Below are 21,141 nucleotides of genomic sequence, written 5' to 3'. Positions count from 1 at the left end.
CGGGGGCTTTTTTTTCTTTCGGGAGGACGCGGTCAGGCGAGTTGCCAGGATACCCGCTGGAACCCCGCCTTTGGCGCCACCGTCGCCAGCAGGTTCGGCAGGTCGCGGCTATAGTCGACGGCGCCGCTCTCGACGCCGCCGAGCACGGCCAGCTCGATCTCGTCATAGGCGCGGCCGGCGGCGATCCAGTTGACCAGCGCCACCTGCAACGGGCCGAGGCTCGGATTGAAGGCGGCGTTTTCCAGCGCCGCGCCGGTGACGATGCCGCCATCGGCGGCGGCCAGCGCCACGGCCGACGGCGCGCGGCTATAGGGCACATAGGCCCGCCTGCCGGCGGCGACGAGCGGATCCTGGATGGCGTGCGGCACGCCCGTATCCCACGACATGACGGCCAGTTCCTGCCGGATCGTGCCCGGCGCCAGCGGCGTCACGCCCGCCTCGCCGAGATCGGCCGGCGAGAACGCCCAGGGCAGCAGGTCGCGCAGCACGACGCGGTGCCCCTTGAGGGTGAGGATGTCGAGATCGAGCCCGCTCTGGAACTCGGCCAGGAACTGGCGGCAATGGCCGCAGGGCGGCGCCGCCTCGAGCGCGATGGTCGCGATCGAGGTGCCGCGCGAAAAGGCGCGCGCCGACAGGAATTGCTCGCCATGGATCGCCTCGCCGAGATTGGCGCCGGGAAACTCGACATTGCCGCCGAGGACGAGGTCGCCGGTCTCGCGCTCCAGCGCCACGGCGCCGATGAAGAAATCCGAGATCGGCGGCCGCGCGACCTTGCGGGCATAGGGAACCAGCAGCAGCATCAGCTCGCGGACATCGGCGAGGCCATGGCGCTCGACCAGTCCGGCGGCCGCCGCGGCCGGGATGACGAGACCGTCGCGCGGGTTGCGGCGACTGGCGAGAATCGCCGTCACCTCGACGGCGACCGCCGGTTCGATCGCCCCGATCAGGGCGTCGCAACGAAGGGCGATCGCGGTATCCGGCTGGAACCGGTCGAGTGAGTTCACGCTGTGCTCCTGTAGTGCCCCGATAGCCCCGCCAGTTTAGCGCAAGGCCGTGCCCCCGACGCAAGCGCCGCGCCCCCGGCATCGTCCATCGCGCCGGCGCGGGCCCGTCCGTCCGCCCAGTTGCCTTGAGGGTCCGAAATAATTCATCCTGCGAGACGGACGCCGCGACGGGCCCTCCCGCCGTGGCGCCGCCTGTGGGGATGGCTGTCATGACCGAGAAGCAGGATCCTGTCACGCGGAAGAACGCGACGCTGAAGGACGTGGCGGATGCCTGCGGCCTGTCGATCGCGACCGTCTCGCGCTATCTCAATCACTCGATCAAGCTGCCGAAGACCACGACCGACCGAATCGACCAGGCGATCGCCGCGCTCCGCTACCAGCCCAATCCGCACGCCCGCAGCCTGAGCCTCGGCCGGTCCGAGACGATCGGGCTCGTCGTGCCCGACATCGCCAATCCCTATTTCGCCCACCTCGCCGCAGCGGTCGAGCAGGCGGCAGCCGAGTTCGGGCTCGGCCTCGTGCTCTGCCCGACGCTGAGCCGCACCGACCGCGAGCTGGACTATCTCGGCCGCCTGTCGCGCCGGCATGTCGACGGCCTGCTGTTCGTCACCAACAATGGCGACGACCCGGTACTCGCCGAGGCGCTGCAGAACGCCACGACCGTCGTCCTGGTCGACGACGAAATCGACGGCGCGACCGCCCCGACGATCATGGCCGACAGCGAACAGGGCGGCTATCTGGCAACCCGGCATCTCCTCGACGTCGGCCACCGCCGCCTCGCCTATGTCGGCGGCCCGGCGGGTCTCTCCAGCAGCAAGAGCCGCAGCGCCGGCTTCCACCGCGCCATCGCGTCGTCCGGCGTCGACGTCCAGCTGCTGGCGGAGCTTCCGGGCGACTATTCCTCGGCGCATGGCCGTTTCGCGGCCGAGCATGTGCTGGGTCTCGATCCGAGACCGACCGCGGTCTTCGCCGCCAGCGACGAGATCGTGCTCGGCATGCTTTCCGTCTTCAAGCAGCGCGGCGTCAAAGTCGGCGCCGACATCTCCGTCGTCGCCTTCGACGATGTCGGCCCGCTCGAACTGTTCGACCCGCCGCTCACCGCCATCCGCCAACCCGTGGCGGCAATGGGAAAGCGTGCGGTCGAGCTCGTATTCGGATTGATCAAGGGCCATGATGCCGAACCGGCGACCGAGATCCTGCCGGTCGAACTGATCGTCCGTGAATCCGTCAAGCCGCCCCGCGCATGAGGACGGCGACACCAAGGGAAGAGGCAAGATACAGGAATGACCAGGAAGAAGGTTCTGCTCGTCGGCGAGAGCTGGATGTCGAGCGCCACGCACTACAAGGGCTTCGACCAGTTCGGCAGCGTCACCTTCCATCTCGGCGCCGAGCCGCTGGTGAAGGCGCTCGCCGGCAGCGAGTTCGAGCTGACCTACATGCAGGCGCACCAGGCGCCGACCGAACTGCCGCTAACGCTGGAGGGGCTCGACGCCTACGACGCCATCATCCTCTCCGACATTGGCTCCAACTCGATCCTGCTGCATCCCGACGTCTGGCTGCATGGCAAGCCGATGCCGAACCGCGTCAAGCTGCTGCGCGAATGGACCAGGAAGGGCGGCGGCCTCGTCATGATCGGCGGCTACCTGACCTTCCAGGGCATCGACGGACGCGGCCGCTGGGCCCGCACCGCCGTCGAGGAAGCGCTGCCGGTCGACTGCCTGCCGCATGACGACCGCATCGAGGTGCCGGAAGGGTTCCGCGCCGAGATCACCGGCGACCGCGCGCATCCGATCCTCGCCGGCCTCGACGGCGAATGGCCGCTGCTGCTCGGCGCCAACGAGGTCCGGCTCAAGGACCGGCCGGACGTCGAGCTGCTGGCGCGACTGCCGGATTCCGAGGGCGGCCACCCGCTGCTCGTCACCGGAAGCTATGGCGAAGGCCGCAGCGTCGCCTGGACCTCCGACATCGGCCCGCACTGGCTGCCGAACAGCTTCGTCGAATGGCCCGGCTACGCGCGGCTCTGGAAGAACGTGCTCGCCTGGGTGACCAAGGCGAGCTGAGTAAGGCGCCTCGGAGGGTCGTGCGGCAGAAAGGCCGTGCGTCCTTCGAGACGGGCCTTCGGCCCTCCTCAGGATGTTGAGGTCGGACGAATGCTCAGGGACGAAAGGGGGGCGTGCCCCCTGGAGCTTGGCTGGGCTGCCTGCAATGACACCCTGCCCAACCTCCCAAAGCCAACATGCTGAGGAGCCCGCAAAGCGGGCGTCTCGAAGCCCGCACCGCCTCTCTCCTGCTCCGAGAAGAGCTCAGAAGATCCCGAGCGTGCGCTGCAGCGCGTTGGAGAAATGCGTCTGCAGCGCCGCTTCGGCCGCGTCGGCGTCGCGCGCCTTGCAGGCCTCGAGCAGCGCCATGTGCTCGCGCAGCGTGCGCATGACGATCGGCGCCGTCAGCGTGCGGTCGAGCCGGATCAGCTGCAGGTAATTGTGGACGCGGCGATGCGTCGAGACAATCAGCGGATTGCCGAGCGCGCCGATGATCTCGAAATGCAGCGCCGCGTCGATCGCCACGATTTCCGAGGCGATCTCGGGCGTGAAGCCTTCCTTCTCGAGCGCCGCCATGCCGCGTTCGTGACGGGCGATCAGGGCGTCGAGCTGCTCGTCCGAAGCGAATTCGGCGAAGGCCCGCACCGCCGGCCGCTCGAGAATGCCACGCAATTGATAGGTGTTGCGCGCCAGTTCGAAATCCGCCTTCAGGAAACGGATGCCGGAGCGCGGGTGGATGGTCAGCAGCCCCTCCGTCTGCAGCACGCGCAGCGCGTCGCGTAGCGGCGCCACCGGCACGCCGATCAGCTTGACCAGATCGTTCTGCGACAGGAAGGCGCCGGCCGGCAGCTCGCGCCCGAACAGCCGGTCGAGAATGCGCTCATAGGCGACCTCGCTGAGCGAGACGGGCGCGCCCTCCGCCTCGCGCTCTGCCGCGTCGCCCGCCGCCGCGTCTTGCGGTAAAATCGGATCTGATCTATCAGATCGTCTACGTGACATATCAACTCTCACTTTTGATCGATTAGGCGAGCATAGCATGCGCATCGTGGATTTCCGAATTGTCCGATTCCAGTTCGCCCGCGACCGGGTCATCGGCGACAGCCAGGTCCGCATCGCGCATGCCCATATGGCGACGCTTGAGCTGATCGCCGACAACGGCATGGTCGGTCTCGGCTTCGTGCCGTCGCTGTTCAATTCGCTGCCGTCGCAGGCCGAGATCGAGCGCCTGTTCCGCGCCGAGATCTGGCCGGGTCTCGAGGGGCAGTCGCCGGCGGCGCTCGCCCACAAGCTGACCCGCCCGCGCGGCGGCAACATCCGCGGCAACTCGCTGCCCTTCGGCGAGGGCCTCGACCAGGCGCTGTGGGATCTCGCCGCCAAGCAGCTCGACATGCCGCTCTGGAAGCTGCTCGGCGGCACCAAGACGCGCGTCAAGGCCTATGCCAGCGGCCTCGACTACCACCTTTCCGACGATGATTTCTGCGCGCTGTTCGAGCACGCCGCGTCGATCGGCTACAAGGCCTTCAAGATCAAGGTCGGCCATCCCGACATCGAGCGCGACCTGCACCGCCTCGAGCTTCTGGTGAAGACGGTCGGCAAGCCCGAGGCGATCATGATCGACGCCAACGAGGGCTGGTCGCCGCAGCAGACCGTGCGCAACATGAACAAGATCAAGGATGCCGGCTTCGACATCCTGTGGATCGAGGATCCCTGCCTGCGCTACGATTTCGAAGGCCTGAAGATGATCCGCCAGGGCTGCCCGTTCACCCTGGTCAATTCCGGCGAGTATTTCGACGCGCATGGCAAGCGCCAGCTGATCGAGGCGCGCGGCACCGACATGATCAACGTGCATGGCTGGGTGTCGCAGGTGATGCGCATCGGCTGGCTGGCGGCCGAGCACGGCATTCCGGTCAGCCTCGGCAACTCGTTCCTGGAGATCGGCGTCAACATGGCGATCGCCCTCCCCGAGGTCGAATGGCTGGAATACTCGTTCCAGAACTTCGACCACCTGATCGAGAAGCCGTTCGAGATCCGCGACGGCTGGATCTACGCGCATGACCGCCCCGGCCACGGCCTGGTTCTGTCGGAGACGGCGCGCCGCGACTGGGCCGTGCCCGAGGTGCTGGCGAACGAGGACCTGCCGCCGGCGCCGGTGAACACGCGGCTGCCGCACTGAGCGGTCGCCGGCCCCGGAAGACCCGCCGCGCGCCCCAGGCCGCGGCGGCTGGACATGATCTGCGAGGGAGGAAACCAACCATGAAGACGATGAACAGGGTTCTGCGTTCCGGCACGATTCTGGCCGGCGCCATCACCGCGACGCTCGGCGCCATGTCGATCGCCGCGGCCGAGGACGTCACGCTGACGGTCTGGGACTGGAAGTCGGGCGACCCGACCACGACCGCCTATTACGACAAGGTGAAGGCCGATTTCGAGGCCGCCCATCCCGGCACGACGGTCAAGTTCGTCATGCAGCCGCATGACCAGTACTACACGCTGCTCGGCACGGCGATCGCCGCCAGCAAGGGCCCGGATGTCGTGCTGGTGCATGGCGGCTCGCAGGCCAAGGAGCGCATCGCGGCGCTGACCAACCTTTCCGACAAGGTCGCCGACATCAAGGCCCGCGTCGCCGGCTGGGACGAGTTCGCCGGCCCCGACGGCAGCCCCTATGCCGTGCCGATCTCGATCCAGGGCCTCGCCGTCTACTACAACAAGGAACTCTACAAGAAGGCCGGCCTCGACCCCGAGAAGACGCCGAAGACCTGGGCCGAGCTCAAGGAAGTCTGCGAGAAGCTGAAGGCGACCGAAATCACCTGCTTCGCGCTCGGCAACAAGGAAGGCTACGGCGCCGACTTCTTCTATTCGTCCGCCGCCGCCAACGCGCTGACGCCGGAGCAGCAGGCCGCCTGGACCGCCGGCGACCTGAAGTGGTCGAGCCCGGAGATCAAGGCGATCGTCCAGGCCTGGGTCGATACCCAGAAGGACGGCTGGTACGCCGAGGGCGCCAACTCGACCGCCAAGTTCATGGACGAGTACCAGAGCTTCGAGCGCTCCGAGAACGCCAACACGATCGGCCTGCTCTCCGACGTCGCGCACTGGAAGGAGTTCGACGAATTCCTCGAGCCGCAGAATGTCGGCGTCTACGTCATGCCGCCGGTGACGGCGAGCGTGAACCAGACGCTCAAGATGCCGCTCGCCGGCGGCATCGGCTACGGCGTCACCAAGTTCTCGCCGCACCAGGACCTCGCCATCGCGCTCGCCAAGAGCTTCGCCGACACGCCGGCGATGCAGATCTTCTTCGAGGCGGCCGGCGCGGTGCCGTCCGACACCGCCGTCGACACGTCGAAGGTGGAAAGCCCCTCGGCCAAGGTCGTGCTCGGCTCGCTCTCGAACGGCGCGGGGCTGCTGCACAACAACACCTCGACGGCCGAGACCGAGGAATGGCATCGCCAGAGCCAGATGCTGTTCACCGGCGAGACCACCGTCGACAAGGCCGTCGCCCGCCTCGACGAGGTCCAGGCCCAGGCCAAGAAGAAGTAAGGCGCAAGCTTCCTGCCCGGCGCCGCTTACCTCTCCCTGAGGGAGAGGTAAGCGGCCGGAGGCCGGCGGGTGAGGGTTTAGGGAACCATCCGGAGAGGCCGTAAACCCTCACCCGGACCTGCGGTCCGACCTCTCCCTCAGGGCGAGGTAAGGCATGCCCTCCCCCACCTCAGCATCGAGCGTCGCCTGCGGCGGCGCTCATTTCCCAATCCGGATGCCCGCCGCTCCTCTTGATGAAGCGGAACTCCTCCATTCTGAGCCAGAGGCCCCGCATGACCGAGACCCTGCCCGCAACGGCCACGAAGCGCCGCAAGGCGACTGCCGCCGCGCATGCCGATCCCGGCAGCCGCAGCGTCGAGCGCTTCGCCTATCTGTTCGTGCTGCCGGCGCTGGCGCTGGTCGTCGTCTTCCGCATCGTGCCGCTGATCTGGGGCCTCGGCTACTCGTTCACCGACTATGACGGCATGTCGGCGCCGCGCTTCGTCGGCCTCGACAACTACATCGGCATCGCGCACGACCCGGTCTTCCTCGACAGCCTGATCAACATGCTGATCCTGCTGGCGACGCTGCCGATCTGGATCGGCCTGCCACTGGTGCTCGCCATCCTGATCCACCAGGGCGTGCCAGGCGGCAAGCTCTACCGCGCCGTCTATTTCTTCCCGGCCGTGCTCTCCTCGGTCATCGTCGGCGCCATCTTCAACGTGCTGCTGCGCTATGACGGCTCGTTCAACCTGTTCCTGAAGGCGCTCGGCTTCTCGGCCGTCGACTGGCTCGGCAATTCGTCGACCGCGCTCGCCAGCCTGATCGCCGTTCAACTCTGGTCGACCTTCGGCATGAGCCTGCTGATCTTCCTCGCCGGGCTCTCGACCGTCCCCTCCGACATGCTGGAAGCGGCCAAGCTCGACGGCGCCAAGCTGACCCAGACCTGGTGGTACATCGTCATCCCGTCGATCCGACCGATCATCGAATTCGCCGCCGTTGTGACGACGATCGGCATGCTGACCTCGATGTTCGGCCTGATCTACGTGCTGACCGCCGGCGGCCCCGGCACCTCGACCATCCTGCCGGAATTCCTGATCTGGCTCGAGCAGGGCAAGATGAACCGCCCCGGCTATGCCAGCGCGATCTCCATGGTGCTGTTCCTGATGATGGCAGGCCTCGCCGCCATCCAGATCCGCATCATGTCCCGCAACGCCGACATCTGAGGGCGCCATGGCAGAAGTCAAAACCCGCGAGAAGCGCATCCTCTGGGTGATCTCGGTCCCGATGGCGCTGCTGGCGCTGTCGGCCGTCTATCCGGTCTTCTTCGCCATCAACGCGGCGCTGAAAACGCGAAAAGGCTATGTGCTCGACCGCTTCGGCCTGACGACCGACCCGACCTTCGTCAATTTCTCCCAGGCCTGGAACGAGTCGCGCCTGTCGGAATATTTCACCAATTCGGTCGTCGTCACGGTCGGCGCCGTGCTGGTGCTGCTCGTCGTCGCCTCGATGGCCGGCTTCGCCCTCGCCATCCTCCGCTTCCGCGGCCGCAAGATCATCTTCATCACCATCCTGGTGTCGCTGATGATCCCGGTGCAGGTCGTGCTGGTGCCGTTCTACCGCACCATGATCGGCTTGAACCTGATCGACAGCCGGCCCGGCCTGATCATCGCCTATACGGCGTTCTTCCTGCCGTTCAGCGTCTATCTGATGACCGCCTTCTATGCCCGCCTGCCGCGCGAGCTGTTCGAGGCGGCGCAGATCGACGGTGCCAATCTGCTGCGGGTCTGGTGGCACATCATGCTGCCGATGGGAAAGCCGGCCCTGGTGACGCTCGGCATCCTCAACACGCTCTATTGCTGGAACGACGTGCTGATCTCGCTGCTCGTGCTGCAGGACCAGCGCACCCTGATGGTCGGCATCGCGGCGCTGCGCGGCGAATACACCACCAACGTGCCGCTGCTCGCCGCCGGCATCTGCCTCGCCGCCGCCCCGATCGTCATCATCTACGTCATCTTCCAGCGCCAGATCGTCAACGGCATCGCCGTCGGCGCGGTGAAGGGGTAACGAAAATGCAGCGCATGGGCATGGTGATCGGCGTCAAGCCGGAGGCGATCGCCGAATACAGGCGGCTGCACGCCACCGGCTCGGCCGAGGTCAATGCGCTGCTCTCGGCCTGCGGCGTCAGGAACTACTCGATCTACCTGCGCGAGCCGGAGAATCTGCTCTTCGGCTACTGGGAGTATCACGGCGCCGACTGGACGGCGGACGCCAGGCGCCTCGACGGCGAGCCCGCGATCCGGGCCTGGCTCGGCCAGACCGACCCGTGCCAGCAGCCGCTCGCCTCGGCCGGGCCGGGCGAATGGTGGTCGGCGATGGAGGAAGTCTTCCACCTCGACTGAGGCAAGCCGGCCCGCCCAGACCGGCTCCCTCCCGCCGCGCTCGCCTCCGATCCGCGGCACTCCGGAACGGCGGATCGCCCTGCCGCTACGGACGCGACCCCACGACGCTTGATAACGCCCCATGAACCGGCTTTGATGCGATTCGGGCGGCAAGACAGTCGCAGGGGGCACGGAATTTCGGGCAGCGCCATCCATTCACCGACGGAGCACGGAAGCTGGCGGGACTTTGTCCCAGCCGGGCTTTTGCTCGTCTTCAGCGTCGTGGCGATCTTCGTCGCGTCGATGGCCGCCGACGCCCAGTCGAAAGAGGTCGCCGTGGTCGCGCCGCCCTGGGCTGGCGCAGCCGAAGTGGCCGGAATCGTGGCGCGGTCGGGCGGCAGCCTCGTCGCCACCGCCGGCCTTCCGAACATCATCATCGCCCGCTCGGACGATCCCGGTTTCGTCTCAACTCTTTACCAGGCGGGGGCCTGGCTGGTGCTCGATGCCGTCAAGCTGCGCAGTTGCCTGCCAGCCTGAGCCTCGTCGCCACATCCGCTATTCAAGGATCGTTTCATGTCCGAGCTCGATAAGCTGCGACAGCATTTCGGCAGGTTCCTCGTCGTTCTGACCTGGATCCATGTGCCGTTCATCGCCCTGGTTGCGGCGTGGATCGGACGCGACGTCCTGACGCCCACGCTGATCGCGCTGGCGCTCGCCGCCGCGCTGCAGCTGTCCTGGCTGACGCGGGGCACCGCGCCGGCCACCCGCTACGTCTCGGCCGTGGCGATGGTGGGCGAGCCGGCCCTTCTGGTCTATCTGTTCACGGGGCACCCGTGGCAGATGGACATGCACATGTACTTCTTCGCCACGCTGGCGCTGGTCATCGGCTGGTGCGACTGGCGGCCGATCGTCGTCGCGGCGATCACCATCGCGGCGCATCACCTGATGCTCAATTTCATCTTCCCGTTCGCCGTTTTCCCCGGCGGCGCCGATCTGCCCCGCGTCTATCTGCACGCCTCGATCGTCGCGTTCCAGACGGTCGTCCTGGTCTGGCTCTCCTTCACGCTCGACGCCAGCTTCCGCCGCATCAAGGCGATGAGCGACGAGATCGTCCGCTACAACGGCACGCTCGAGGTGAAGACCCGCGAGGCCAACGCCGCCAGCGTCGCCAAGAGCCTGTTCCTGGCCAATATGAGCCACGAGATCCGCACGCCGATGAACGCGATCCTCGGCTTCAGCCACCTGGCGCTGAAGACCGACCTGACGCCGAAGCAGGCCGACTACGTCAACAAGATCAAGGCGGCCAGCACCGCCCTGCTCGGCCTGATCAACGACATCCTCGACTTCTCGAAGGTCGAGGCCGGCATGCTGACGCTCGAGAACGGGCATTTCGAGATCCGCGAGACGGTCGAGAACGCGACCGCGATCTCCGCCGTGCGGGCCGCCGAGAAGGGCGTCGACGTCCGCATCACCGTCGACGAGAACGTGCCGACGACGCTGCTCGGCGATGCGATGCGGCTGAACCAGATCGTGCTCAACCTCGTCTCGAACGCGGTCAAGTTCACCGAGCGCGGCGGCGTCATCGTCTCGGTCCGCGCGATCGACCGCAACGACCCCGACCTGACGCTCGAATTCTCCATCCGCGACACCGGCATCGGCATGACGCCGGAGCAGCAGAAGAACCTGTTCCGCTCCTTCAGCCAGGCCGACAACTCGATGACCCGCCGCTTCGGCGGCACCGGGCTCGGCCTCGCCATCAGCAAGCAGCTGGTCGAGCTGATGGGCGGCTCGATCCGCGTCGACAGCACGCCCGGCGCCGGCAGCACCTTCACCTTCACCGCGCGGATGCAGGTCGGCGATTCCGCCAAGCTGGCCAGCGCCGTCCATATCGAGGCTCTGCGCGGCCTGCGCGTGCTGATCGTCGACGACAATCCGGCCTCGCGCGAGATCCTGCACAACCTGTTCGAGAGCTGGTCGGTGCAGGCCGACCTCGTCGCCTCCGGCACCGAGGCGATCGCCTTCCTCGAGGCGGCGAACGACGCCGGCACCAATTATGACCTCATGCTGATCGACTGGAAGATGCCCGGCATGGACGGCATCGAGGCGGTCGAGGCGATGCAGGCGAGCGACAAGCTCACCCGCCTGCCGACGATCATGATGGTCAGCGCCTATGCGCGCGAGGAGGCGATGTCGGGCGCGCGCGCCGCCGGCATTTCCGCCTTCCTCGTCAAGCCGATCGACGCGAACCTGCTCCTTCAGCAGATCACGCAGTTCATCGGCGAGCGGCGTGACGACGCGGTCGCCTCGGCCCCAACGCCGTCAGCGGCGCCGATGGTCGCGCCGGAGCTGCGCGGCGCCCGCGTGCTGCTGGTCGAGGACAACGAGATCAACAGCGAGGTCGCCTACGAGATCCTGACCGATGGCGGCCTGGTCGTCGAGCTCGCCGCCAATGGCCGGATCGCCTGCGAACTCGTGCTCGACTCCGGCCGTCACTACGACGCGGTGCTGATGGACGTGCAGATGCCGGAAATGGACGGCATGACCGCGACGCGGCGGATCCGCGAGCGCATCTCCTCGGAGCGGCTGCCGATCATCGCGATGACGGCGCACGCCTATGAGCAGGAGCGCCAGAACTGCCTGCAGGCCGGCATGAACGACCATGTCGCCAAGCCGGTCGACCCGGCCGGGCTGATGCGGACGCTGGAGCGCTGGCTGCGGCCGGCCGCGTCCAAGCCGGTCGCCGCGCCCGTGGTCGAGACGGCCGAGGTGCCGCCCGGCGAGCTGCCCGAGGCGCTGCCGCCCTTCGACATCCCCGTCGCGCTCACCCGCGTCAACGGCAAGGCGGCGCTGCTGCGCAAGCTGATCGTCAATTTCGGCGTCAAGTATCGCGGCGCCATCGCCACGCTGCGCAGCGACATCGATTCCGGCGCGACCGACGAGGCCCGGCGCCTCGCCCACACGCTGAAGGGGGTGGCCGGATCGCTCGAATTGCGTAAGGTCGCCGAAGCGTCCCGACAGCTGGAGGATGCGTTGGCGCATCGCGAGCTGATGAACATCGACGAACTCGTCGAGCGTCTCGACCAGGCGCTGGCCCCCGCGCTGGCGGCGGCCCGCTCGCTGGCGCCGCCCGAACCGGCCGCCGTCGCGACACCGGCGGCACGGCTCGACCCGGCCGCGCGCAGCGCGGCGCTCGGCCTCCTCGCCGAGCTGCGGCAGCAGCTCGGCACGCGCAGCATGCGGGCGCGCAAGACGTTCGAGGCGCTGGAGGCGACGCTCGGCGCCACCGCCGAGGCGGAGCACCTGGAGGCGATCCGCGACCCGATCGCGCGGCTCGACTTCGCCAATGCCCTCGCCGGCCTCGACGCCGTCGCGCGTCACCTCGACGTCACCAAGGAACCTGCGAATTGAACAAGCGGCCATCGATCCTGATCGTCGATGACGAAGTCAGCAACATCGAGATCCTCAGCGCCGTGCTCGAGGAGGATCACGACATCTACTTCGCCACCTCGGGCGACGAGGCCATCGCCACCGCCCGCGCCGCCCTGCCCGACCTGATCCTGCTCGACGTGCTGATGCCGGGCACGGACGGCTACGAGGTCTGCACCAGCCTCAAGGGCGACCCGCTGCTCGCCGACGTGCCGGTGATCTTCACCACGGCGCTCGGCGACCAGGAGGCCGAGGTCAAGGGCCTCGAGCTCGGCGCCATCGACTACATCGCCAAGCCGATCTCGCCCGTCGTGGTCCGCGCCCGCGTGCGCAACCATCTCGAGATGAAGCGGATGCGCGACGACCTCGCCAAGCTGGCGGTCACCGACGCGCTGACCGGCCTCGGCAACCGCCGCCGCCTCGAACAGGCGCTCAACATCGAGACGGCCCGCCTCGCGCTCACCAGCGGCACGCTCTCGGTGATCATCCTCGACATCGACTTCTTCAAGCGCTTCAACGATCTCTACGGCCACACCGCCGGCGACCGCTGCCTGACGATGGTCGCCGCGGCGCTGAACCGGGCCGTGCATCACGCCAGCGACCTGACCATCCGCTATGGCGGCGAGGAGTTCGCCTGCGTGCTGCCGGAGACGGAACACGACCGCGCCATGGACATCGCGCACGGCATCCGCGAGCGCGTCGAGGCGCTGAACATCCCCCATTCCGGCTCCGACGTGGCGGCCACCGTCTCGGTCTCGATCGGCGTCGCCACCGCGGCCTGCGTGCCGGGCGCCACGCCGGAGGCCTGGGTGAAGGCCGCCGACGCCGAGCTCTACAAGGCCAAGGCCGCCGGCCGGAACAGCGTCTCCGGCCGGACCTTCCAGGTGGTCGTCGAGGACGCCCGTCCGCTTTCGAGCACGGCCTGACCGCAGAAGTCGGAAGACAAGGCCGGCCCGCTGTGCTTCGATCATGACAGCCCGCACCAGACGGGCGTCATTTCGGGAGGATGACCGTGGGAATTGCACTCGTCACCGGTGCTTCGCGTGGACTGGGCGCGGCGATCGCCAAGGGGCTGGGCGCCGCTGGCTGGTCCGTCGCCGTCAATTTCGCGCATGACGATCGCGGCGCCGGCAGCGTCGTCGACGCCATCACCAGCGCGGGCGGCCAGGCCGCCGCCTTCAAGTTCGACGTCACCGACAAGGCCAGCGTCCGCCACGGCATCAGCGAGATCAGCCGCCAGCTCGGCCCCGTCGACGTGATCGTCAACAACGCCACCGGCCCGCAGCCGCTGATCCCGATCGAGGAGCAGAGCTGGGACGACCATCTCGACCAACTGCGCTTCTTCGTGAAGGCGCCGCTGCTGATCCTGCAGGCCGTGCTGCCCGACTGGCGCAGCCGCCATGCCGGCCGGGTCATCAATATCGGCTCGGAAGTGGTCAACATGGGCAACCCGAACTTCGGCCACTATGTCGCCGCCAAGGCCGCCATGGTCGGCCTGACGCGCTCCTGGGCGCGCGAACTCGGCCCCGAGGGCATCACCGTCAACCTCGTGGAACCGGGGTTCATCCCGGTCGAACGCCATGCCGACACGTCGGCGGACGAGCTGGAGGATTATCGCCGCCTGGTGCCGCTCGGCCACCAGGGCACGCCGGAGGACGTCGCCGGCACCGTCGCCTTCCTCGCCTCGCCGGCGGCCGACTTCATCACCGGCCAGACCTTCGCGGTGAATGGCGGCCGCACCCTCGCCTGAACCTCCCTTCGGCGCCCGCGCCCGCTTCCGGGGCGGGCGCCTTCCACGTCAAGGATGACCCATGCCCCTTCCGACCGAGGGCGAATTCCGGCTGCGCCAGGCCGACCTCGCCGACATGCCGGCCGTCTACCGCGTCTGCCTGCGCACGGGAGACGCCGGAAAGGACGCCACGGCGCGCGAGGACGACCCCGACGCACTCGGCCACATGTTCATCGGCCCCTATCTGGTGCTCGAGCCGCGCTTCGCCTTCGTGCTCGACGGCCCGAACGGCGTCGCCGGCTACGTCATGGGCGTGCTCGACACGCCCGACTTCTACGCGAGGATGGAGCGCGACTGGCTGTCATCGCTGCGGCGGCGGATCCCCGATCCGGGCGCGGACGAGAGCCGCTGGACGGGCAGCGACTGGGTGCGCAGCCGGATCCACCGGCCGGCCTATCCCTTTCCGCAGGCGCTGCACGCCTTTCCCTCGCACGGCCATATCGACTTCCTGGCCGAGGCGCGCGGCCAGGGCTGGGGCAAGCGCGGCTTCCGGCATCTGATGGACGCGCTCGCCGCGGCGGGCTCGCCGGGCATGCATCTCGACGTGCACCCGGAGAACGCCAGGGCGATCGCCTTCTACGAGAAGCTCGGCTTCGCCCCGGTGATCTCGGAGGAACTGCCGGCCGGCAGCCTCACCATGGCGCGGCGGTTCTAGGGAACGATCTGCCTTCCAGCCCCGTCATTCCAACTCGGAACCGGGCGAGGATTGATGCTTCCAATGGCGGTCGGCTGCTGTCCAAGCCTCTGGGCCCTCCAGGCCCATCGACCACTCCACCATCATCCTGAGGTGCTTCGCGTGAGCGAAGCCTCGAAGGAGGATCCAGCGGAGCACCTTGGCCAATCCCTACCGCAACCATCCGGGGCATTCCCTGGATCCTCTTCGAGGCCCGGCTTCGCCGGGCACCTCAGTGTCTGGCCCGAAATGCAGGGGACACTCTACTTTCACCTCTCCCTGAGGGAGAGGTCGACGGCCGAAGGCCGGCGGGTGAGGGTTTGCGGCCTCTCCGGGTGGTTTCCTACCCCCTCACCCGGAGCTTCGCTCCGACCTCTCCCTCAGGGAGAGGTGAAGGGAAGGCGGCGTGGCGGGCCTTGTCCAATTACGGGCCAGACACTCAGGATGATGGCCGAGTGGGATGACGGTAGGGGGCCCGCCCCTCAGCCCCGCAGGCTCCGGAGAAAGGCCACCAGCTCGCCGCCCGACTGCTCGATCGGGCGGTCGTTGACGATGGTGAGATCGGGATCGATCTCGCGGGCGCAGATCGCCTCGCGCGCCAGGCGGGCGGCGACGCCCGCTTCCGTCTCGCGGCCGCGCGCGATCAGCCGGGCCGCGAGGATCGCGTCCGGCGCGGAGATCGCCACGACCCGCACCGCCGGAAAACGCTCCCGCGCCGCCACTAGGGCGCCGCGCGAAAAATTGCAGATGACGACGGCGCCGGCCGCGATCGCCTCGACCGTCGCGGCGGGAAGCGCATAGCCGAGGCCATGCGCGCGCCAGGACACAGGGAAGCGGCCGCTCGCGACGCCCTCGGTAAAGGCCGCCTCGTCCAGTGTGTCGTGATCTTCGAAGGCGTTCTCGCCGCGCGTGACGAGCCGGCGGACGAAGACGAAGCCGTCCTCCTCCGCCAGTTGCGCCTTGGCATGGCCGATCAGCGTGTCCTTGCCGACCCCGCTCGGGCCGACGATCGCGACCAGGACTCCCGTGTTCATGCCGTCCTCACGAAACCCGCCTGCCCTCGCGCCAGACCTGGCGCACGATCGGCGTCGGGCTTTCGCTCGCCGCGCCGCTGACATGGACGCGGACGAGATCGGCCCTGAGGCCCGTCTCGATCGCGCCGCGATCGGCGAGTCCCGTCGCCTGCGCAGGCGTCAGCGTCACCGTGCGAATGGCGGCGGCGAGGTCGATGCCGGGAATCCGGCGGGGCAGTTCGAAGGCGGACATCAGGAGACTCGCAGGCACGTAATCCGACGACAGAATATCCAGAACGCCGGCGCGTGCGAGCTCTTCGGCTGCGACATTTCCGGAATGCGAGCCGCCACGCACGACATTCGGGCCGCCCATCATGACGCGGATGCCGGCTTCGTTGAGCGCCAGCGCCGCTTCCATGGTGGTCGGGAACTCGGCGAGGCCGACGCCATTGCCGACGGCTTCGGCGGCATGCGCCGCCGTGGCGTCGTCATGGCTCGCGAGCACCGCGCCCGTCTCGGCCGCGATCTCGACGAGGCGAAGCCGGTTCGGGCCGGCATTGTTGGCGTGCAACTCGAGCCGGTTGGCGATGAAGCTGTTCGCCTCCGCGTCGGTCATCGGCTTCTTGCGCATGTAGTAGCGGCGCCAGGTCTCGAGATCCTTGAACTGGCGCTGGCCCGGCGTGTGGTCCATCAGCGACATCATGTGGACCGGATACTTCGCGGCATAGGCCTCGACATGCTCCAGCACGTCGTCGCAGGCGATCTCGCAACGCAGATGCGTCTTGTGCTCGACACGGAGATGGCCGGTCGCGCGCGCCTCCTCGATCGCCGCGGCGAGCAGCGCCAGGTCGGTGCCGATCGAGGCGGAATCGGCGTCGGAGCCGGCGCGCAGCGAATCGAACACCGTGGTGATGCCGGCCGCCGCGATCTGCGCGTCATAGGCCATCACGGAGGAGAGCGCGTGCCAGCGCACATGCGGGCGCGGCGCGAAATGCGCCTCGAGGTGGTCGGTATGCAGCTCGACCAGGCCCGGCACCAGCGTGTCGCCATGGAAATCGATGCCGCGCTCGGGCGCCGCGCCTTCGCCGATCTCGGCGATCTTGCCATCGGCGACGGCGACCCAGCCGGACTCGATCACCCGGTCGGGCAGGACGAGGCTGGCGTTCTCGATCAGGAATTCGGTCGGTTCGGTCATTTCGATCTCGATTGCTCTCAGGCCGCCTTCGAGGCAGCGAATTCCGTGACGTCGACGATGCGGTCGGCGACGAGGTCGCGGACGTCCTCGTCGTGGAAGATGCCGATGATGGCGGCACCGGCCCGCTTCTTTTCCTCGATCAGCCGGACGACGACGGCGCGGTTGGCGGCGTCGAGCGAGGCGGTCGGCTCGTCGAGGAGCAGCACCGGGCGATCAGCGGCGAGGCCGCGGGCGATGTTGACGCGCTGCTGCTCGCCGCCGGAGAAGGTCGCCGGCGGCAGGCTCCAGAGCCGCTCCGGCACATTGAGGAGCGTCAGCAGCCGTTCGGCCCGCGCCCACGCCTCGGCCCGGCCGACGCCGCTGTCCGTCGCGGCACCCGCGACGATGTCGAGCGCGGAGACGCGCGGGATCACGCGCAGGAACTGGCTGACATAGCCCATCACCGAACCGCGCAGCGCCAGGATGCGGCGCGGCTCGGCGGTGGCGACGTCGACGAACTCGTCGCCGTCGCGCACCAGGATGCGGCCGTGGTCACAGCGGTAGTTGCCATAGACCATCTTGAGGATGGAGGATTTGCCCGCGCCGGACGGGCCACCGAGCACGACGCATTCGCCGGGCGCGACCGAAAAGGAGACGTTGTCGACGACGCTGATCTTCAGTCCGTCGCGCAGGTGCAGGGTGAAGGCCTTGGAGACGCCTTCGAGGGTGACGAGATTGTGGGTCATGCTGCGAGCACCGAGGAAACGAGAAGCTGCGTGTAGGCCTCGCGCGGATCGTCCAGCACCTGGTCGGTGAGGCCTGTCTCGATCACCCGTCCCTGCCGCATCACCATGATCCGGTGCGACAGCAGCCGGGCGACGGCGAGGTCGTGGGTGACGATGATGACGGCGAGGCCGAGTTCCGTGACGAGGCCGCGGATCAGGTCGAGCAGGCGCGCCTGCACCGAGACGTCGAGGCTCGACGTCGGCTCGTCCATGAAGACGAGGCGCGGATGGGTGACGAGGTTGCGGGCGATCTGCAGGCGCTGGCGCATGCCGCCGGAGAAGCTCTTCGGCAGGTCGTCGATCCGCTCCGGCCCGATCTCGACGCGGTTGAGCCAGTCGCTCGCCGTGTCGCGGATGCGGCCATAGTGGCGGCCACCGACCGCCATCAGCCGCTCGCCGACATTGCCACCGGCGGAGACGCCCATGCGCAGTCCGTCGCGGGCGTCCTGGCGGACAAAGCCCCAGTCGGTGCGGAGCAGGAAGCGACGCTCGGCCTCGGAAAGGTCGAACAGGTTGCGCGTCTCGCCGTCGCGCATGCGGTAGTCGACGCGGCCGGCGGTCGGCGCGAGCTCGGTCGCGAGCAGGCTGAGCAGGGTCGACTTGCCGGAGCCGGATTCGCCGACCACGGCGAGCACCTCGCCCTCATAGAGGTCGAAGCTGACATCGCGACAACCGAGCCGCTGGCCGTAATGCTTGCCAAGGTTGCGGGCGGAAAGAAGCGGTTTGTCGTTCAGATTGGCCGTCATGATGCGCGTCCGTCGATGGGGGACTCGGGCGAGCCCTCTCCCCCCTTGTGGGGGAGAGTTGGAGAGGGGGGTACCGGCGCCGATGCCGGGCGGGATGTACCCGTCGGGGCCTCGGCAGGTGGAGGCGCTCCCCCCACCCAACCCTCCCCCACAAGGGGGGAGGGCTTCCGGCCCGGAACGGGCTCCAGCCGGAAGCTGAAGCCGTATTTCTCGAAGCCGAGGCTCTCGTAGAATTCGTGCGCCCGGGTCGAGCGGACATTGGAGGAGAGCGCCACCTTGTAGGCGCCCTTCTCTTCCGCCAACCGGAAGGCCGCCCGGATCATGGCGCGGCCAATGCCCTCGCCCTGGTGGCCGCTCGCCACGACGACGTTCTCGACCAGCGCCGACGCCATGCCCCAATGGGCGAGGTTGTCGATGATCATCAGCGAGAAGGAGCCGACGATCGCGCCATCGAACTCGGCGCAATAGGCGGCGAAATCCGGATAGGTCGCCATGCGGGCGAGCGTCGCCCTGGCCGCGTCGAGCGTGGTGACGCGGCCATTGTTGAAGTCCGGCTGCCCGTAGAGGCGGAGAAGATCTGGCAGGTCCGCCTCGGTCGCCTTGCGGATCGAGAGCGCGTCCATCAGGCGGCCTCCCCCGAAAGCTCGCCGCGATGACCCTCGGCACGACGCTCCTCGCAATGATCGGAGTCCGAGCAGACGAACATCCGCCCGCCGCGATCATCGAGCACGACCTCGTCGAGATAGACATTGGTCGCGGCGCAGAGCGCGCAGGGCTTGTCGAACTTCTGCACCTCGAAAGGATGATCCTCGAAATCGAGGCTCCGTACCTTGGTGAAGGGCGGCACGGCATAGATGCGCTTCTCGCGGCCGGCGCCGAACAATTGCAGCGCCTCCGACATGTGCATCTTCGGATTGTCGAACTTCGGCGTCGGCGACGGGTTCATCACATAGCGATCCGCGACCTCGACCGGATAGTCGTAGGTGGTGGCGATGTGGCCGTGCCGGGCAATGTCCTCGTAGAGCTTCACATGCATCAGCCCGTAGTCGGCGAGCGCATGCAGTTTCCGCGTTTCGGTCTCGCGCGGCTCGAGGAAGCGGAGCGGCTCCGGGATCGGCACCTGGTAGACGATCGTCTGCTTTTCGGTCAGCGTCCGCTCGGGGATCCGGTGGCGCGTCTGGATGATCGTCGCCGCCTTCGTCTCCGTCGTCGTCGCGACGCCGGCCGTCTTGGCGAAGAATTTCCGGATCGAGACGGCGTTGGTGGTGTCGTCCGAGCCTTGGTCGATCACCTTCAGCACGTCGTCCGGGCCGATGATCGCCGCCGTCACCTGCACGCCGCCGGTGCCCCAGCCATAGGGCATCGGCATTTCGCGACTTGCAAACGGCACCTGGTAGCCGGGGATGGCGATCCCCTTCAGGATCGCGCGGCGGATCATCCGCTTGGTCTGCTCGTCGAGATAGGCGAAGTTGTAGCCGCTCGCCTGCGGCGCTGCCACGGCGCTCATTCCGCCGCCTCCTTCAGCTCTTGCTGGCGCGCCATGTATTCGGCGCGCATCTGGCGGACGAGCCCGAGCTCGGCCTGGAAATCGACGTAGTGCGGCAGCTTCAGATGCTCGACGAAGCCGGTCGCCTGGACGTTGTCGCAATGCGACAGCACGAATTCCTCGTCCTGCGCCGGAGCGACGACGTCCTCGCCGAACTCGCGGGTGCGGAGCGCCCGGTCGACCAGCGACATCGACATCGCCTTGCGCTCGCTCTGGCCGAAGACGAGGCCGTAGCCCCGCGTGAACTGCGGCGGCAGCTCGGCCGAACCATGGAACTGGTTGACCATCTGGCACTCGGTCAGCGACACGGTCCCGAGCGGCACGGCGAAGCCGAGCTCCTCCGGCACGAACTCGGCCATCACCTCGCCGAAGCGGATCTCGCCGACGAAGGGATGGGTGCGGCCATAGCCGCGCTGGGTCGAATAGCCGAGCGCCAGCAGGAAGCCCTCGTCGCCACGGGCGAGCGCCTGCAGGCGGAGATCGCGGTCGGCAGGGAAATCGAGCGGCGCGCGGGTCAGATCGCCGACCTCGGCGCCGTCGTCGCGCAGCTCCTGCTCGATCAGCCCCTCGCCGTCGAGCAGATCCGTCACCCGAGGGGACGCTTCCTGTTCGGTCGTGACCTCGGCCGGCGCCGGCGGTGTGACACCGGCGGCGAGCAGGAAGTCGATCAGGCGATGGGTGTAGTCGAAGGTCGGACCCAGCACCTGCCCGCCGGGCAGGTCCTTGAAGGTGGCGGAGATGCGGCGCTCGATCGCCATGGCGCCCGTCTCCACCGGCTCGGCATTACCGAAACGCGGCAGCGTCGTGCGGAAGGCACGGACGAGGAAGATCGCCTCGATCAGGTCGCCGCGCGCCTGCTTGATGGCGAGCGCCGCGAGCGCCGGGTCATAGAGCGAACCCTCGGCCATGACGCGGTCGACGGCGAGCGCCAGCTGGTTTTCGATCTGGTCGGGCGAGAGATCGGGGATCGAGACGGGACCGCGCCGCTCATGCGCGAGCAACCCATGCGCGTTGTCGATCGCTTCCTCGCCACCCTTGACGGCGACATACAT

The 21,141-nt window shown here is 68.0% G+C and carries 21 protein-coding genes; 12 read left to right on the top strand and 9 right to left on the bottom strand.

From position 1 onward, the window contains the following. Nucleotides 1-32: 32 nt before the first annotated feature. Nucleotides 33-1,004, bottom strand: coding sequence for a cytidine deaminase (gene cdd / locus G539_RS24045; RefSeq protein WP_051231178.1), 972 nt, complete (start codon nt 1,002-1,004; stop codon nt 33-35). Nucleotides 1,005-1,213: 209 nt separating this feature from the next. On the opposite strand from cdd, the gene G539_RS0107370 reads away from it, so the two are divergent. Together G539_RS0107370 and G539_RS0107365 are read left to right on the top strand one after the other, a co-directional pair. After that, complete coding sequence (locus tag G539_RS0107370; RefSeq protein ID WP_051231177.1) at nt 1,214-2,251, top strand: LacI family DNA-binding transcriptional regulator; 1,038 nt, start codon at nt 1,214-1,216, stop codon at nt 2,249-2,251. A 36-nt stretch (nt 2,252-2,287) separates the two neighbouring features. Continuing rightward, the gene (locus G539_RS0107365) at nt 2,288-3,064 is read left to right on the top strand and encodes a glutamine amidotransferase (protein WP_029074620.1); all 777 of its coding nucleotides are present in this window, start codon (nt 2,288-2,290) and stop codon (nt 3,062-3,064) included. Nucleotides 3,065-3,307: 243 nt separating this feature from the next. On the opposite strand, the gene G539_RS0107360 is transcribed toward G539_RS0107365, so the two are convergent. Then, a complete protein-coding gene (locus G539_RS0107360) occupies nt 3,308-4,042 on the bottom strand; it encodes a GntR family transcriptional regulator (protein WP_084639865.1) in 735 nt (244 codons plus the stop codon). A 37-nt stretch (nt 4,043-4,079) separates the two neighbouring features. Between G539_RS0107360 and G539_RS0107355 the strand changes: the two genes are divergently transcribed. The 10 genes from G539_RS0107355 (at nt 4,080) to G539_RS0107305 (ending at nt 14,807) form a co-directional block, all read left to right on the top strand. Next, nucleotides 4,080-5,216, top strand: a complete 1,137-nt coding sequence (locus G539_RS0107355) for a mandelate racemase/muconate lactonizing enzyme family protein (RefSeq protein WP_029074618.1) — start codon at nt 4,080-4,082, stop codon at nt 5,214-5,216. Nucleotides 5,217-5,296: 80 nt separating this feature from the next. Then, nucleotides 5,297-6,577, top strand: coding sequence for an ABC transporter substrate-binding protein (locus tag G539_RS0107350; protein ID WP_029074617.1), 1,281 nt, complete (start codon nt 5,297-5,299; stop codon nt 6,575-6,577). A gap of 272 nt (nt 6,578-6,849) precedes the next feature. Beyond that, nucleotides 6,850-7,782, top strand: a complete 933-nt coding sequence (locus G539_RS0107340) for a carbohydrate ABC transporter permease (RefSeq protein ID WP_029074616.1) — start codon at nt 6,850-6,852, stop codon at nt 7,780-7,782. 7 nt (nt 7,783-7,789) lie between these two features. Beyond that, nucleotides 7,790-8,623 (top strand): carbohydrate ABC transporter permease, encoded by an 834-nt coding sequence (locus G539_RS0107335; RefSeq protein WP_051231176.1) that lies wholly within the window; start codon nt 7,790-7,792, stop codon nt 8,621-8,623. Nucleotides 8,624-8,628: 5 nt separating this feature from the next. After that, entirely contained in the window at nt 8,629-8,958 is a 330-nt protein-coding gene (locus G539_RS0107330) for an L-rhamnose mutarotase (protein ID WP_029074614.1), read from the top strand. Nucleotides 8,959-9,219: 261 nt separating this feature from the next. Next, nucleotides 9,220-9,474: a hypothetical protein gene (locus G539_RS24040; protein ID WP_156911897.1), complete on the top strand. Its 255-nt coding sequence runs from the start codon at nt 9,220-9,222 to the stop codon at nt 9,472-9,474. A gap of 36 nt (nt 9,475-9,510) precedes the next feature. Continuing rightward, a complete protein-coding gene (locus G539_RS0107320; RefSeq protein WP_029074613.1) occupies nt 9,511-12,345 on the top strand; it encodes a response regulator in 2,835 nt (944 codons plus the stop codon). Then, nucleotides 12,342-13,289 (top strand): diguanylate cyclase, encoded by a 948-nt coding sequence (locus G539_RS0107315; RefSeq protein ID WP_029074612.1) that lies wholly within the window; start codon nt 12,342-12,344, stop codon nt 13,287-13,289. Before G539_RS0107320 ends, G539_RS0107315 begins: the two co-directional genes overlap by 4 nt. 80 nt (nt 13,290-13,369) lie before the next feature. Beyond that, nucleotides 13,370-14,113 (top strand): SDR family oxidoreductase, encoded by a 744-nt coding sequence (locus tag G539_RS0107310; protein ID WP_035830534.1) that lies wholly within the window; start codon nt 13,370-13,372, stop codon nt 14,111-14,113. Between the two features lie 61 nt (nt 14,114-14,174). Beyond that, a complete protein-coding gene (locus tag G539_RS0107305; protein WP_029074610.1) occupies nt 14,175-14,807 on the top strand; it encodes a GNAT family N-acetyltransferase in 633 nt (210 codons plus the stop codon). Nucleotides 14,808-15,307: 500 nt separating this feature from the next. On the opposite strand, the gene phnN is transcribed toward G539_RS0107305, so the two are convergent. From phnN to G539_RS0107265, 7 genes are read right to left on the bottom strand one after another with little or no spacing between them, the layout of a single operon-like run. After that, on the bottom strand, nt 15,308-15,859 hold the full coding sequence (phnN, locus tag G539_RS0107295) for a phosphonate metabolism protein/1,5-bisphosphokinase (PRPP-forming) PhnN (protein WP_029074609.1): 552 nt from the start codon (nt 15,857-15,859) through the stop codon (nt 15,308-15,310). 7 nt (nt 15,860-15,866) lie between these two features. Continuing rightward, nucleotides 15,867-17,033, bottom strand: coding sequence for an alpha-D-ribose 1-methylphosphonate 5-triphosphate diphosphatase (locus G539_RS0107290; protein WP_029074608.1), 1,167 nt, complete (start codon nt 17,031-17,033; stop codon nt 15,867-15,869). Nucleotides 17,034-17,050: 17 nt separating this feature from the next. Further along, nucleotides 17,051-17,758: a phosphonate C-P lyase system protein PhnL gene (gene phnL, locus G539_RS0107285; protein ID WP_029074607.1), complete on the bottom strand. Its 708-nt coding sequence runs from the start codon at nt 17,756-17,758 to the stop codon at nt 17,051-17,053. Then, complete coding sequence (phnK, locus tag G539_RS0107280; protein ID WP_029074606.1) at nt 17,755-18,531, bottom strand: phosphonate C-P lyase system protein PhnK; 777 nt, start codon at nt 18,529-18,531, stop codon at nt 17,755-17,757. Before phnK ends, phnL begins: the two co-directional genes overlap by 4 nt. Before the next feature lie 8 nt (nt 18,532-18,539). Next, complete coding sequence (locus tag G539_RS24035; RefSeq protein ID WP_084639864.1) at nt 18,540-19,166, bottom strand: GNAT family N-acetyltransferase; 627 nt, start codon at nt 19,164-19,166, stop codon at nt 18,540-18,542. Beyond that, nucleotides 19,166-20,050 (bottom strand): alpha-D-ribose 1-methylphosphonate 5-phosphate C-P-lyase PhnJ, encoded by an 885-nt coding sequence (locus tag G539_RS0107270; protein ID WP_029074605.1) that lies wholly within the window; start codon nt 20,048-20,050, stop codon nt 19,166-19,168. Before G539_RS0107270 ends, G539_RS24035 begins: the two co-directional genes overlap by 1 nt. Next, the gene (locus tag G539_RS0107265) at nt 20,047-21,141 is read right to left on the bottom strand and encodes a carbon-phosphorus lyase complex subunit (RefSeq protein WP_029074604.1); all 1,095 of its coding nucleotides are present in this window, start codon (nt 21,139-21,141) and stop codon (nt 20,047-20,049) included. Before G539_RS0107265 ends, G539_RS0107270 begins: the two co-directional genes overlap by 4 nt.

Source organism: Kaistia adipata DSM 17808 (genome assembly GCF_000423225.1).
Lineage (GTDB): Bacteria > Pseudomonadota > Alphaproteobacteria > Rhizobiales > Kaistiaceae > Kaistia > Kaistia adipata.
This window is presented reverse-complemented; position numbering and strand designations above follow the sequence as displayed.